Origin of the sequence: Mesorhizobium sp. CA7 (assembly GCF_020165015.1) — a bacterium.
GTDB lineage: Bacteria > Pseudomonadota > Alphaproteobacteria > Rhizobiales > Rhizobiaceae > Mesorhizobium.
Window position 1 is genome coordinate 1 of record NZ_JAIUHH010000003.1, and the last position, 14379, is coordinate 14379.

The following is a 14379-nucleotide window of genomic DNA, read 5'->3' on the forward strand; positions in this document are numbered from 1 at the left end:
GACGGCAGCAACGGCTACGGCAAGTTCTCGATCGCCGCCGACGGCACCTGGACCTACGTCATGAACAACGCCCACAACGAGTTCGTGGGCGGCCAGGACTATACCGACAGCATCACGGTGGCCACCGCGGACGGCACCAGCAAGGTGCTCACCGTCACCATCCACGGCACCAACGACGCGGCGGTGATCACCGGCACCAGCAGCGGTTCGGTGACCGAGGACGCCGTGCTGACCGTAAACGGTGCTCTGACCGTCAACGACCCTGACGCAGGCCAGAGTTCGTTCCAGGTGCACAACGGCAGCAATCCGATCGCGGGCACATACGGGTCATTGACCATCGATGCCACCGGCAACTGGGTCTATACGCTCAACAATGGGGCCGCCAACGTTCAGGCGCTGACCTCCGCGGACCATCCGCATGATCAGATTCATGTAACGTCGGTAGATGGCACGGACCACGTCATCGACATCACGGTGAATGGTGCCGACGAGCCTGTGACCAACCATGCGCCGAGCGCCCCGGTTTTCGTCCCAAGCTCGGCGCCATCGGCGGATGGACAGGCTCCGAGCCTAGGCTCGTTTGTTTCGACCGATCCCGATGCTCAGGACACCGTCACATTCACGAGCACTTTCACGCCCGGCCTCAACAGCAATGGCTCGGTCTCCGTTGCCAGCAACGGCTCGCTGATTGTCAACGTGCCTACGGGGCAGACACTGAACGGGACGCTCACAGTTACCGCGACCGACAACCATGCCGCTTCCTCATCGCCGCTAACTTTCAATGTCTGGATCGGCAACGGCAGCAGCGGCGGAAGCGGGGATGACGGAATCGTTCTCAGCAGCACGAACCCCAACATCGCGGACGGTCGTGCCGGCGCCGACGGGCTGACAGGCTCCAGCGGCGTCGACTACATCTTCGGCGGAAGCGGCAACGATACGATCAAGGGCCTTGGCGGCGCCGACTGGTTGAGCGGCGGAGCCGGGGACGATCATTTCCGGTTCGAGGCGGTGAGCGAGTCAACCCATGCGGCCTTCGACACCATTCTCGATTTCCAGCACGGGACGGCGGCAACGGGTCACGACTTCATCGACTTTGCGAGCGCCCTTGGCCTAACGGCAACCGGCACGGTCTCGGGTGGAAATCTGGCTGCTCATACCGTTGCCTGGCAGAGCGACGGGAGTGGCAACACGATCGTCTATGCCAATACCGGAACCTCGGCCGAGAGTGTGGCGGGCGGAGCCCACATCATTGAAATCCATCTGATGGGGGTATCCACGCTCACTGCCAACGACTTCAACCTGAGCGCCTGACAACCATGAAAAGTGACAGAGGGCGGCAGATAAGATGATGCAAGGCCTCTCTCCCCTAAAGCTTGCTCTCTCCCGCTGCCGCGGCGGTTTCGCCGCGGTGGCGGGGTTCAGCTTCGTCATCAACCTGCTCGTGCTCTCGACCTCGATCTACATGCTGCAGGTCTATGATCGCGTGCTGACGGGACGCAGCGTGGAAACGCTCGTCTATCTGACGCTGATTACGACGGCGGCGCTGGCTGCAATGGGCGCGCTCGAATTCTTCCGCTCCCGGTTGCTGGTGCAGCTCGGCACCTGGATCGACCGCGTGCTGTCGCCGCAGGTGCTGGGCCGCGGGCTTGAGAACGCGTTGCGCGGCTCCTCCTACCGCACCGAGGCGCTGCGCGACCTCGCCACGTTGCGCGGCTATCTTGGCGGCGGCGGCATCATGGCACTGTTCGACGCGCCATGGATGCCGCTCTATCTCGGCTTCGTCTTCCTGCTGCATCCCCTGCTCGGACTTCTGGCGCTGGGCGGTGCGATCATCTTGTTCGGCCTCGCCCTTGCCAACAACGCGCTGACGGCCAACACGCTCAAGCAGGCCAACGCCGCTTCCGCGCGCGCCTACCAAGCGGCGGATGCCGGTTTCCGCAATGCCGAAGTCATCGACGGGATGGGCATGGGCGGGGTGCTCGCCCGGCGTTGGGACGCGGCCAATGCGTCCGTGCTCGCGCTGCAGACAACCGCCAGCGACTGGGCCGGCCTGATCAATGCATTCACCAAGCCGTTCCGGATGTTCCTGCAGGTCGCGGTGCTGGGGCTCGGCGCCTGGCTGTCGCTGCGCCACGAAGTCTCGCCCGGCGCCATGATCGCGGCGTCGATCATTATGTCGCGCGCGCTCGCGCCGGTCGAGCAGGCTATCGCCACCTGGAAGCAGACCACCGCCGCGCGCGAGGCCTGGCGCCGGCTGGACCGGCTGTTCGAGACTCCGTCGCTGCGCCCGCCGGGGATGGAATTGCCGCGTCCCCAGGGACAGCTCTCGGTCGACGCCGTCACATATATGCCGGCCGGCGCAAAGGAGCCCGTGCTCAGGAACCTCTCCTTCGCCGTGCCGCCGGGCCAGGTGCTTGCGGTGATCGGACCGTCGGCCGCCGGCAAGTCGACGCTTGCCCGCCTGATCGTCGGCATGCTTTCGCCACAGCAGGGGCGGGTTCGGCTCGACAGTGTCGACGTGTTTGCCTGGAACCGCGCCGATTTCGGCTCCTATGTGGGCTATCTCCCCCAGGACGTCGAACTCTTTCCCGGAACCGTCCGCGAGAACATCGCCCGCATGGAGCAAGGCGATCCGGCCGAGATCGTGGCCGCCGCCCGCATGGCGGGCGTGCACGAGATGATCCTCAGGCTCCCAAATGGCTACGATACCGAGATAGGCGAACAGGGTTCGGTGCTCTCCGGGGGGCAGCGCCAGCGCATAGGGCTTGCCAGGGCGCTCTATCGCCGTCCGGCGCTGCTGGTGCTGGACGAGCCGAACTCCAATCTCGATGCCGTCGGCGAGGAAGCCCTGAACCAGGCGATTGCCGCGATGAAGGAGGCAGGTTCGACCGTGGTGATCGTCGCCCATCGCCCGTCGCTGATGGTGAACGTCGACTGCGTCCTGGTGCTAAACGAAGGCCAGTCGCAGATGTTCGGCCCGCGCGACGGCGTGCTTGCGCAACTGCGCCGTCCCGAGCAGCAGTCCGCCTCGCCGCAGGTTCGGGTCGTGAGCTCCGAAAGGACCGGATCGTGACGGAAGCCACCTTGTCGTTGGAAATGCCGCCGCCACCGACCGCCTGGCCGGCGGTGAGCGCCCATGTCTTCGGCGGCCTGACCGTCATCGGCCTGCTGTTCGGCGGCTTCGGCCTCTGGGCAGCCACCGCGCCGCTGACGAGCGCGGCGGTCGCGCCCGGGGTGGTGAAGGTCGACAGCAACCGCAAGACCGTACAGCACCTGGAAGGCGGCATCATCCGGGAAATCCTGGTCCGGGAAGGAGACCAGGTCAGGCAGGGCCAGATACTGGTCCGCCTCGACGGGCTCGACGCGGAATCCGACCGCGATGCCGTGCGCGGTGAACTCGATGCGGCGCTCGCCGGCGAAGCCCGCCTGATCGCGCAGCGCGACGGCCTGAGCACGATTCCATTCCCGGCAGACCTGTCGGCCCGGCGAAGCGAACCGACCGTCGCCGAGGCCCTTGCCGGTCAGGAGCGCATTTTCCGCGACCAGGCCAAGGTTCAGGCCTCGGAGGTCGAGGTCTGGCAGCAGCGGATCGCCCAGTACCATGCCCAGATGTCGGCCCTCGCTGCGAGAGTTGCGGCCTTCGAGATCCAGTTGCCGTCTCTGCGGGAAGAGTTGGCCGACGCCCGCACGCTTCTCAAGAAAGGCTATGGGGTGAAGTCCCGCGTGCTCCAGCTCGAACGGCAGATCATCGCAGCACAAGGCGAGGCTGAGTCGAACCGTGGGAACATAGAAAGCCTGCGGCAGCAGATCGCCGAGGCCAATGCGCAGATCGACAATGGCCGGCTTTCGTACATCAAGAAGGCGGCTGAGGACCTTCGTGACATCCAGACCAAACGCTCCGAGCTCGAAAAGGCGCTTCAGAAGACCGACGCGCGCGCGGCGCGCCGCGATGTCGTTGCGCCGGAAGATGGGGCGGTGATGAACCTTCGATATTTCACGCCGGGCGGAGTTGTACCTCCCGGCGGGATTATTCTCGATCTCGTTCCCGATCAGGACAAGATGGTGCTGGACGTCAAGCTTCAGCCCCTGGATATCGATGTCGTTCGCCCCGGTCTGCCGGCGACGGTGCGGCTGGTCGCCTATAAGCAGAGAACCACGCCCACGGTGAAGGGCGCCCTTACCCGTGTTTCGGCCGACGCAGAGATCGACGAGCGCAGCGGCGCGACTTTTTTCCGGGGGACCGTCGAGGTGGGCGCCGATGAGCTTAAGAAGCTTCCGCAAGTGAAGCTATATCCGGGAATGCCGGTGGAGGTCTCCGTTGTTACAGGCAAGCGAACCATGCTCGAGTATCTCTTCCAGCCGGTCGCCGACAGTTTTGCTCACGCCTTCAGAGAGGAGTGAGAAAGGCGGCCAACCTCCCTTGGCCGCAACACAGGGTTGGGCGCGATAGCGCAGCAGTTCATTCATTGGGGGCGGTTGCGATCCACCCCAGTCGATTGCCGCATTGCACAATTCCGCCCGGCCTGCACAATAGGCGCATGTCCGCCGGTTCGTTGACCATCCTTGTTATCGACGAGAACCGCATCCGTGCCTCGATCATCGAGGCCGGATTGCGGGACGCCGGCCATCGCCATGTCACGGTCGTCCATGACGTCGCCGGCATCGCCCGGCGCATCGCCGAGATCGAGCCGGACGTCATCGTCATCGATCTCGAAAATCCCAACCGCGACATGCTGGAGAACATGTTCCAGCTGTCGCGCGTGGTGAAGCGGCCGATCGCGATGTTCGTCGACCGCTCCGACCAGGCCTCGATCGAAGCAGCCGTCGATGCCGGTGTATCCGCCTATGTGGTCGACGGGCTGAAGAAGGAACGCATCAAGCCGATCCTCGACATGGCGATCAGCCGGTTCAATGCTTTCTCGCGTATGGCGCGCGAACTGGAGGAGGCGCGCAGCGAGCTCGAGAACCGCAAGGTCATCGACCGGGCCAAGGGCATATTGATGAAGTCGCGGGGCTTAAGCGAGGAGGCGGCCTATGCGCTGCTGCGCAAGACCGCCATGAACCAGAACCGCAAGATCGCCGACATCGCCCAGAGCCTGGTGACGGCGGCGGGATTGCTGGGACCGCTGGAGGGCGAATGAGCATGTCGGCAGCGCATCAGATCACCGCCGGCTTCATGCCGCTCTTCGACAGCGCCGTCCTGGTCGCAGCCGGCGAGATGGGCTTTGCCGCGCGCGAGGGCATCGAGCTCAAGCTGCATCGCGAGACCTCCTGGGCCAATATCCGCGACCGCATCGCCATCGGCCACTTCGATGTCGCCCATATGCTCGGGCCGATGCCGCTCGCCTGCAGCCTCGGCCTCACGCCGCTTGCTTCCGAGACCATCGTGCCGTTCTCGCTCGGGCTCGGCGGCAACTGCGTCACTGTTTCCAATGCGGTGTGGCAAGGCATGGCGGCGCATGGCGCAGCACCTGACCTCGATCCGGCGCGCGCCGGAGCAGCGCTCGGCGCACTGATCCGCGAGCGGGCGGCCGCCGGCCGCGAACCGCTGCGTTTCGCCGTCGTGCATCCGCATTCCGGGCACAATTATGAGCTGCGCTACTGGCTCGCCGCCTGCGGCGTCGATCCCGACCGCGACATCGAGATTGTCATCGTGCCGCCGCCCTTCATGGCCGATGCATTGGCCGCCGGCCGCATCGACGGCTATTGCGTCGGCGAGCCCTGGAACAGCGCCGCCGTCGCGGCAGGCACCGGCCACATCGTCACCGTGAAGGCGCTGCTGTGGCGCAACAGCCCGGAAAAGGTGATCGGGGTGCGCAAGATGTGGGCCGAAGAGAACCCGGACGCGCTGGCGGCGCTGCTGAGGGCGCTGCATCATTCCGCCCGCTGGTGTCAGGACCCGGCACACCGCGGTGAGCTGGCGGCGCTGATGGCGAGACCCGACTTCCTCGGCCAGCCGGAGGCGATCCAGATGCCGGCCCTGACCGGGCAGCTTCAACTTGGCGGGGGCGCGGCACGGCGCGTCGAGGATTTCTTCCTGCCCTTCGACAAGGCGGCCAACTTTCCCTGGAAGAGCCATGCGCTCTGGTTCTACACGCAGATGGTGCGTTGGGGGCAGTTGCCGCATACGCCGCAAAACCTCGCCATCGCCCGCGACTGCTATCGGCCCGATCTCTACCGCGCGGCGTTGAGGCCGCTTGGCGTCGCCTTGCCCGGTGCCAATGCCAAGGTGGAGGGCGCGCTGAGGATGGCAACGCCGGTCGGCTCCGCGGGCGCAAGCCTGGTCCTTGGCCCCGACGGATTTTTCGACGGCCAGATCTTCGATCCGGACCGGATAGACGCCTATATTGCCGGCCAGCGGCGCGCCTGATCATTTGCGCGCCATTCTTGTGCATTGCATAAAATTTATGCGCAATGCCTGTGCCATTGATCAATGTTTGATCGCGCCGCCGCTCGGCCCGGTCGAAGGGCAAAGCTCCCACATCATTGATTTTCCTTGAAATTCCGCTTCCGAACGAAACTGGCACGCTTCGTGCTTTGAAGTGATCGAGCCCGTTCGCGGGCAATGGAACAGGCGTCCAATGGCGGGCGCCACAGGCAAAGCTGCCGCTCAGGTCAATGCGCGATCCCGGATGTACGGACGCGCGAGGCCTGGACGGCGGCTTTTTTCGTTTTTGGACCCGACCACGCAAATCGATGGCGCCGATCCAGCCGGCGCCGAGCGGAGACGACGATGACCAAACGGATCGCAACAACATTGCTCAAGGATTTCACCCGCCGTGATTTCCTGGTGAGCAGCGCGCTGACGGCGGCGCTGTTCATCGCGGCGCTCCTGCTGTTTCCAGCCAATCACGAAAGCGAGGCCAAGGGGCCACAAGTGACCGCGCAAGTCCCGGTCTCGCCGCACTGACCGATGTCACGCCTCTGATCAACACAACGCGCGGTGCCTCCCACGCCGCAAACCGGAGCCGACCATGACTGCAAACCTCCCAGCCTCGCCCAGCCAGGATAATGCTCCCAGGCAGGCGCTCGTGATGTCCACCATCGCCTTCACCGTGTGCTTTGCGGTGTGGACGATCTTTTCCATCATCGGCGTGCGCATCAAACAGGAACTCGGCCTGAACGAGACCGAGTTCGGCCTGCTCGTCGGCACGCCGATCCTGACGGGCTCGCTCGTGCGCATGGTGCTCGGCGTCTGGACCGACCGCTATGGCGGACGCGTGGTCTACACAGCGACCATGCTCGCCGCGGCGATCGCGACCTTCCTGCTTGCTTTCGCCCACACCTACGGTCAGACGCTGCTTGCCGCTCTCGGCGTCGGCCTTGCCGGCGGCTCCTTTGCCGTCGGCGTCGCCTATGTCTCGCGCTTCTTCCCGGCCGGAAAACAAGGCACCGCGCTCGGCATTTTCGGCGTCGGCAATGTCGGCGCCGCTGTCACCAAGTTCCTGGCGCCCTTCGTGCTGCTCGCCTGGGGCTGGCAGTCGGTGGCGTTGATCTGGGCCGCGGCGCTGGTCGTCATGGCCGCCATCTTCTGGTTCACCACCGGCGACGATCCGGTCATCCGCGAGCGCCGCGCCGGCAAGGCGGCGCCGGCAAGAAGCTTCTGGCAGGAATTCGCGCCGCTGAAGAACCTGCGGGTCTGGCGCTTCGCGTTCTATTATTTCTTCTCCTTCGGCGCGTTCGTGGCGCTGTCGCTCTGGCTGCCGCGCTACCTGATCGGCGTCTACGGTTTCGGCATCGCCACCGCCGGGATGATCGGCGCCGCCTATTCGATCCCCGCCAGCATCTTCCGCGCCTATGGCGGCGTGCTTTCCGACCGCATCGGCGCCCGCACCGTGCTCTACTGGACCTTCAGCGTCTGTGCCGTCGCGACACTCGTTCTGTCTCTCCCCTCGGCAGACTATGTCGTGCGCGGCATCAGCGGGCCGATCCCCTTCCATTTCGAGATCGGCCCGCTCGCCTTCATCGGCGTCGCCTGCGTGCTCGGCTTCTTCATGAGCCTCGGCAAGGCGGCTGTCTACAAGCACATCCCCGCCTATTATCCGCAGAGCGTAGGCGCGGTCGGCGGCGTCGTCGGCATGATCGGCGGGCTCGGCGGCTTCATCCTGCCGATCGCCTTCGGCGCGCTGAACGATCTCACCGGCGTCTGGTCGAGCTGCTTCATGCTGCTCTTCCTCATCGTCGTCTCCTGCTTGGTCTGGATGCACGTCACCATCCGCCGGATGGAGCGCGCCGCCGTCAACAACGCATCCCTTTCTTACGCCGCCGAATAGATCGGAGCAGAGCGACATGACCAAGAAACTCGTCATCATCGGCAACGGCATGGCGCCGGGCAGGATGCTCGAGCACCTGCTGGAGGCCGCGCCCGACCGCTACGCCGTCACCATCTTCAACGCCGAGCCGCGCGTGAACTATGACCGCATCATGCTGTCGCCGGTGCTTTCGGGTGAGAAGGCGTTCGAGGAGATCGTCATCCATGGCGATGGCTGGTACATCAAGCATGGCATCACCCTCTACAAGGGCCACCGGATCGTCGCCATCGACAGGGAGGCAAAGACCGTCACCTCGGACCACGGCGTGACGGAGAGCTACGACAGGCTGGTCATCGCCACCGGCTCGGTTCCCTTCATCATTCCGGTTCCGGGCAAGGACTTGCCCGGCGTGCTCAGCTACCGCGATCTCGACGATGTCAACGCCATGCTGCTTGCCGCGCAGTCGCGCGCCAAAGCGGTCGTCATCGGCGGCGGCCTGCTCGGCCTCGAAGCCGCGGCCGGCCTGAAGGAGCGCGGCATGGACGTCACCGTGCTGCACGTCATGCCGACGCTGATGGAACGCCAGCTCGATCCCGCCGCCGGCTACCTTTTGCAGAAAGCCGTCGAGGCGCGCGGCATCAAGGTCGTGACCAAGGCCAACACCAAGGCCATTGTCGGCAACGGCAAGGTCGAGGGTGTCGAGCTTATGGACGGCACGATCATTCCGGCGACGCTGGTGGTGATGGCGGTCGGCATCCGGCCGAGCACCGCTTTAGCCAAGGAGGCTGGGCTCGAGGTCAATCGCGGCATCGTCGTCGACGACCGCATGCGGACTTCCGACCCCGCCATCATGGCGCTCGGCGAATGCGCCGAGGTCGGCGGCCATGTCTACGGGCTGGTCGCGCCTCTCTACGAGATGGCACGGGTGGCGGCAGCCAAACTGACGGACAGTGAGGACAGGCGCTTCGTCCACTCCGACACGCCGACCAAGCTCAAGGTCACCGGCATCGACCTTTATTCGCTGGGCGACTTCGCCGACGGCGACGACCGCGAGGAGATCATCCTGCGCGACGCGTCGGCCGGCATCTACAAGCGCGTCGTGCTGCAGGACAACCGCATCATCGGCACCGTCTTGTTCGGCGAGACGGCCGACGGCGCCTGGTTCAACGACCTCAAGAAGAAGGCGACCGACATATCGGAGATGCGCGACACGCTGATCTTCGGCCAGGCGTTCCAGGGAGGCGTTTCCTCGGACCCTTTGGCGGCCGTTGCGGCACTGGCGGATGATGCGGAAATCTGCGGCTGCAACGGCGTCTGCAAGGGCAAGATCACCGGCGCGATCACGGCCAAGGGGCTGACCGGCCTCGACGACGTGCGCGCCCACACCAAGGCCTCGGCCTCGTGCGGCTCGTGCACGGGTCTCGTCGAGCAGCTGCTGAAGCTCACGCTGGGCGAGGCCTACAATCCGGCAGCGGTGCAGCCCATGTGCGGCTGCACGAGCCTTGGCCATGACGACGTGCGGCGCCTGATCAAGGCAAAGGGCCTGAAGACGATCCCCGCTGTCATGCAGGAGCTGGAGTGGAAGACCTCCTGCGGCTGCGCCAAGTGCCGGCCGGCGCTCAACTACTATCTCGTCTGCGACTGGCCGGACCAATATGCCGACGACTACCAGTCGCGCTTCATCAACGAGCGCGTGCACGCCAACATCCAGAAGGACGGCACCTATTCAGTGGTGCCGCGCATGTGGGGCGGGGTCACCAGCGCCGGCGAATTGCGCGCCATCGCCGACGTGGTCGACAAGTTCGATATCCCGATGGTCAAGGTGACGGGCGGCCAGCGCATCGACATGCTTGGCATCCGCAAGGAAGACCTGCCGGCGGTATGGGCCGATCTCGGCAAGGCGGGCTTCGTCTCCGGACATGCTTATGCCAAGGGCCTGCGCACGGTGAAGACCTGCGTCGGCTCGGACTGGTGCCGCTTCGGCACGCAGGATTCGACCGGGCTCGGCATCCGTATCGAGAAGTTCATGTGGGGTTCCTGGACGCCGGCCAAGGTGAAGATGGCGGTGTCGGGATGCCCGCGCAACTGCGCGGAAGCGACCTGCAAGGATGTCGGCGTGGTGTGCGTCGACTCTGGCTACGAGATCCACTTCGCGGGCGCCGCCGGCCTCGACATCAAGGGCACGGAAGTGCTGGGGCTGGTGAAGACCGAGGACGAGGCGCTGGAGGCGATCGTGGCGCTCGTCCAGATGTATCGCGAGCAGGCCCGCTATCTGGAGCGCATCTACAAATGGGCCAAGCGGATCGGCACCGCCGAGATCAAGAAGCAGATCCTGGACGATGCCGAGCGCCGCAGGACGCTCTTCGACCGCTTCGTCTTCAGCCAAAAATTCGCGCAGGTCGATCCGTGGTCGGAGCGCGTCTCCGGCAAGGACAAGCATGAGTTCAGGCCGATGGCGTCGGTCGGGTTCGCGGAGGCGGCGGAGTGACCAATATGAACTGGATCGCCATCGGCTCCATCACCGATATTCCGCCGCGCGGTGCGCGTTGCGTTGCGACACCGCAAGGCAAGGTCGCCGTCTTTCGCACGGCAGACGACAAGGTTTTTGCCATCGACGACCACTGCCCGCACAAGGGCGGGCCGCTCAGCCAGGGCATCGTCCATGGCGCTGCCGTGACTTGCCCGCTGCACAATTGGGTGATCTCGCTGGAGACAGGCAAGGCGCTTGGCGCCGACGAAGGCTCGGTCCGGACTATACCGGTCAAGGTCGAGGGCGAACGGTTGTTCATCGCGCTCGAAGCGCTGGCCTCGAAAGCGGCCTGAGGCATGCAAGAAGCACGCGAGGTGAGGACCACCTGCCCCTATTGCGGAGTGGGCTGCGGCGTGCTCGCCGAGGTCGCCGCTGACGGCACGACGACCGTTCGCGGCGACCCCGATCATCCCGCCAATTTCGGCAAGCTCTGCTCGAAGGGTTCGGCTCTCGGCGAGACGCTCGGCCTCGAAGGCCGCTTGCTGCGGCCGGAAATCGGCGGCAGGCAGGCGAGCTGGGACGAAGCGCTCGACCTCGTGGCCGAAAAATTCTCGCAGGCGGTAGCCGAGCACGGCCCGGACTCTGTCGCCTTCTACGTCTCGGGCCAGTTGCTCACCGAGGACTATTACGTCGCCAACAAGCTGATGAAGGGCTTCATCGGCTCGGGGAATATCGACACGAATTCGCGGCTCTGCATGGCCTCGTCCGTCGCCGGCCACCGCCGCGCTTTCGGCGAGGACCTCGTTCCCGGTGTCTATGAGGATTTCGAGCGCACCGATCTCATCGTGCTCACCGGCTCCAACACCGCATGGTGCCATCCGGTGCTCTACCAGCGCATGCTCGCGGCGCGAAAGGAACGCGGAACCAGGATCGTCGTCATCGACCCGCGCCGCACCGCCACGGCGGACGAGTGCGACCTGCATCTGGCGCTCGATCCGGGCACGGACGTGCTGTTGTTCAACGGGCTGCTCGCGCATCTCGCGCATACCGGAAAGACCGATGCCGGTTTCATCCGCGACCATACAGCGGGCTTCGATGCGGCAGCCTCGCTCGCCGCCGCCGATGCGCCGTCGGTCGCGCGCGTCGCGAAAGGGTGCGGACTGGCGGCAGCCGACGTCCACGCCTTTTACGATCTCTTCGCCGAGACCGAGCGGACGGTCACCGTCTACAGCCAGGGTGTCAACCAGTCGGCGCATGGGACCGACAAGGTCAACGCCATCGTCAACTGCCATCTCGCCACCGGCCGCATCGGCAGGCCCGGCATGGGGCCGTTCTCGGTCACCGGGCAGCCGAACGCCATGGGCGGGCGCGAGGTCGGAGGGCTTGCCAACCAGCTCGCCGCGCACATGGATTTCGGAGACGAGGCCAATATCGACCGGGTTTCCCGCTTCTGGAATGCGCCGAACGTCGCGCGGCGCGGCGGCTTGAAAGCCGTGGACATGTTCCAGGCGGTCGCGGACGGCCGCGTCAAGGCCTTGTGGGTCATGGGCACCAATCCCGCAGTCTCGATGCCCGACGCTTCGCGTGTGCGCGCTGCGTTGTCCAAATGCGATTTCGTCGCCGTCTCGGATGTGACCCGCACCGACACCACGCGCTATGCCGACGTGCTGCTGCCGGCCGCCGCCTGGGGTGAGAAGGACGGTACGGTCACCAATTCGGAACGGCGCCTCTCGCGCCAGCGGCCGTTCCTGCCGCCGCCCGGCGAGGCGAAAGCCGACTGGCGTATCATCTGCGAGGTCGCCGCGCGCATGGGCTTTGGCGAGGCCTTCGCCTACCGGACGCCGGCCGCGATCTTCCGCGAGCATGCAGCACTCTCCGCCTTTGAGAACGACGGCAAGCGTCTGTTCGACCTTGGCGGTGTGGCTGATCTCAGCGATGAAGATTATTCCGCCTTCGTGCCGCGCCATTGGCCCGCGTCGGAGCGAGGCGGCCACCAGACGAGACTTTTCTCCGATGGCCGTTTCCCGACACAAGACGGCCGCGCGCGTTTCGTGCCGGTGCGGCAGGAGGCGACGGCCTTCACGGTCGACGCGGACTATCCGCTTGCCTTGAACACCGGCCGGCTGCGCGACCAGTGGCACACTATGACGCGCACCGGAAACGTGCCGCGTTTGATGGCGAACGCGCCGGAGCCCGCAGTCGACCTCCATCCGGCGGACGCGGCGGCGCATCAGCTCAAGGATGGCGACCTCGCTCATCTTTCAACCCGCTTCGGCTTCGTCCGCGCCAGGGTGCGCGTGGCCGACGCACAGCGGCGCGGCCAAGCCTTCATGCCCATGCATTGGAGCGGCCAGTTCGCGGCCAGGGCAGCAGCCGGCCTCTTGTCCTCGCCGGTCACCGATCCGCATTCCGGCCAGCCGGAGCTCAAGCATGTCCCCGCCAGGATCGCGCGGGAAGAGGCTGGCTGGGCGGGTGTGCTCATCACGCGGCGCGATCTCAGGCCGACCGGTTTCGTTCACTGGAGCCGGCATGCTGTCGAGGGCGGATGGATTTACGAGCTCACCGGAACCGAGCCGCCGGACCAGGGCATTCTCCTGGCGCGCAAGCTGCTCGGCGCGCAGCGACGGGATCAGCTCCTGGAATACACCGACCGTCGCGGGCTCGCCTATCGCGCAGCCGCCATCGACGAAGGCGGCGCCATGGCCGAAGCCCTGCTGGTCGCCGCTCCGGACCAGTTGCCCATGCGGGACTGGCTGGTGTCGCTGCTCGCCACGCGCCAGCCGCTCTCGGCTACAGACCGGCACGCGCTTCTGTCCGGTCGCTCGCCAGTGCCCATGCCTGCGATCGGGCGCGTCGTGTGCGCCTGCTTCCATGTCGGCGCCAACCAGCTCGCTTCGGCGGTCGCCGCGGGATGCGACAGCCTCGAAGCGATCGGCTCGACACTGCGCGCGGGCACCAATTGCGGCTCATGCCGCTCGGAGATCAGGGCGATCATCGACGCCCGCCGTGTGCAGGCTGCCGAGTAAACCATGCGTGTCGCCGTCGCCGGCATCGAAACGTTCTACTCCGGGTCTTTCTGCACTGGTCCCGCATAAGGCTACAGCGCGGTTTTGGCTCAGACGCCCGCGATCGCCAAGAGCCATGCCAGAATGTCGAGCAACAGAAAGAGCAGCGCGATCTGCAGAGCCACCCGCAGGCGCTGGATGATTCGCCAGTTGGCGGCCATGTCCGCCTTGATGCGAAGAGCAAGGGCGCGGTGCATCGCCGACATCGATGCCGGCCCGTCGCCATCGACATATTGATGCAGCAGTTCTTCCGGATCGAAGCGGAATGAGTATTGGTGGTAAGGCCAAAGCATGAAGACGATGAGCCCGCCGATGCTGAACAGCAGCGACACCGCAATCCATTCCCAAAGCCCGAGCCCGTCGGAAAGGGCCGCGCCGCCGAGCAGCGAGTTCGCGAATGCTGTGGCGAAGATCAGGCTGCCGGCGCGGGTGCTCATGTTCTCCACCACGGTCTGCTGATGGGTGAGACCTCTCACCGCCTCCTGATAGATGAACGCAAGACGAGGGTCATCGTCGGCGGGACTGTTTGCAGCAGCACGCGAACGCTCGGCCATAAGGGTGCCTCTCCGATGCGACAGGGATGAGCCGCTTA

At 65.4% G+C, this 14379-nt stretch carries 11 protein-coding genes; 10 read left to right on the forward strand and 1 reads right to left on the reverse strand.

The annotated features are described in order from the left end of the window. The 10 genes from LB552_RS07650 to LB552_RS07695 form a co-directional block, all read left to right on the forward strand. The coding region (locus LB552_RS07650; RefSeq protein WP_224603430.1) for a VCBS domain-containing protein at window positions 1-1311 on the forward strand (1311 nt) is incomplete at its 5' end. A gap of 34 nt (window positions 1312-1345) precedes the next feature. Next, window positions 1346-3073 (forward strand): type I secretion system permease/ATPase, encoded by a 1728-nt coding sequence (locus LB552_RS07655; RefSeq protein ID WP_224603432.1) that lies wholly within the window; start codon window positions 1346-1348, stop codon window positions 3071-3073. Beyond that, window positions 3070-4401, forward strand: a complete 1332-nt coding sequence (locus LB552_RS07660; protein ID WP_224603223.1) for an HlyD family type I secretion periplasmic adaptor subunit — start codon at window positions 3070-3072, stop codon at window positions 4399-4401. Before LB552_RS07655 ends, LB552_RS07660 begins: the two co-directional genes overlap by 4 nt. A 137-nt stretch (window positions 4402-4538) precedes the next feature. Further along, entirely contained in the window at window positions 4539-5141 is a 603-nt protein-coding gene (locus tag LB552_RS07665; RefSeq protein WP_140727844.1) for an ANTAR domain-containing response regulator, read from the forward strand. 2 nt (window positions 5142-5143) lie between these two features. Further along, complete coding sequence (locus LB552_RS07670) at window positions 5144-6370, forward strand: CmpA/NrtA family ABC transporter substrate-binding protein (protein ID WP_224604689.1); 1227 nt, start codon at window positions 5144-5146, stop codon at window positions 6368-6370. 363 nt (window positions 6371-6733) lie between these two features. Next, a complete protein-coding gene (locus tag LB552_RS07675) occupies window positions 6734-6910 on the forward strand; it encodes a twin-arginine translocation signal domain-containing protein (RefSeq protein ID WP_224603434.1) in 177 nt (58 codons plus the stop codon). Window positions 6911-6974: 64 nt separating this feature from the next. Then, the gene (locus tag LB552_RS07680) at window positions 6975-8273 is read left to right on the forward strand and encodes an MFS transporter (RefSeq protein ID WP_224603442.1); all 1299 of its coding nucleotides are present in this window, start codon (window positions 6975-6977) and stop codon (window positions 8271-8273) included. Between the two features lie 16 nt (window positions 8274-8289). Further along, entirely contained in the window at window positions 8290-10740 is a 2451-nt protein-coding gene (gene nirB, locus LB552_RS07685; RefSeq protein WP_224603443.1) for a nitrite reductase large subunit NirB, read from the forward strand. A 5-nt stretch (window positions 10741-10745) separates the two neighbouring features. Beyond that, a complete protein-coding gene (gene nirD / locus LB552_RS07690) occupies window positions 10746-11075 on the forward strand; it encodes a nitrite reductase small subunit NirD (RefSeq protein WP_140846331.1) in 330 nt (109 codons plus the stop codon). 3 nt (window positions 11076-11078) lie between these two features. Next, window positions 11079-13748 carry a nitrate reductase gene (locus LB552_RS07695; RefSeq protein ID WP_224603444.1) on the forward strand — a complete coding sequence of 890 codons (2670 nt, stop codon included), beginning with the start codon at window positions 11079-11081 and terminating at the stop codon, window positions 13746-13748. An 89-nt stretch (window positions 13749-13837) separates the two neighbouring features. Here the strand turns inward: LB552_RS07695 and LB552_RS07700 are convergent, their stop codons facing one another. After that, window positions 13838-14341: a hypothetical protein gene (locus LB552_RS07700; protein ID WP_181164935.1), complete on the reverse strand. Its 504-nt coding sequence runs from the start codon at window positions 14339-14341 to the stop codon at window positions 13838-13840. Window positions 14342-14379 lie beyond the last annotated feature (38 nt).

What these genes read in the sequence shown, in the direction of transcription:
- LB552_RS07655 (WP_224603432.1), top strand. Translation starts at nt 1,346, where the DNA reads ATGATGCAAGGCCTCTCTCCCCTAAAGCTTGCTCTCTCCCGCTGCCGC.
- LB552_RS07665 (WP_140727844.1), top strand. Translation starts at nt 4,539, where the DNA reads ATGTCCGCCGGTTCGTTGACCATCCTTGTTATCGACGAGAACCGCATC.
- LB552_RS07670 (WP_224604689.1), top strand. Translation starts at nt 5,144, where the DNA reads ATGTCGGCAGCGCATCAGATCACCGCCGGCTTCATGCCGCTCTTCGAC.
- LB552_RS07675 (WP_224603434.1), top strand. Translation starts at nt 6,734, where the DNA reads ATGACCAAACGGATCGCAACAACATTGCTCAAGGATTTCACCCGCCGT.
- LB552_RS07680 (WP_224603442.1), top strand. Translation starts at nt 6,975, where the DNA reads ATGACTGCAAACCTCCCAGCCTCGCCCAGCCAGGATAATGCTCCCAGG.
- nirB (WP_224603443.1), top strand. Translation starts at nt 8,290, where the DNA reads ATGACCAAGAAACTCGTCATCATCGGCAACGGCATGGCGCCGGGCAGG.
- nirD (WP_140846331.1), top strand. Translation starts at nt 10,746, where the DNA reads ATGAACTGGATCGCCATCGGCTCCATCACCGATATTCCGCCGCGCGGT.
- LB552_RS07695 (WP_224603444.1), top strand. Translation starts at nt 11,079, where the DNA reads ATGCAAGAAGCACGCGAGGTGAGGACCACCTGCCCCTATTGCGGAGTG.
- LB552_RS07700 (WP_181164935.1), bottom strand. Translation starts at nt 14,341, where the DNA reads ATGGCCGAGCGTTCGCGTGCTGCTGCAAACAGTCCCGCCGACGATGAC.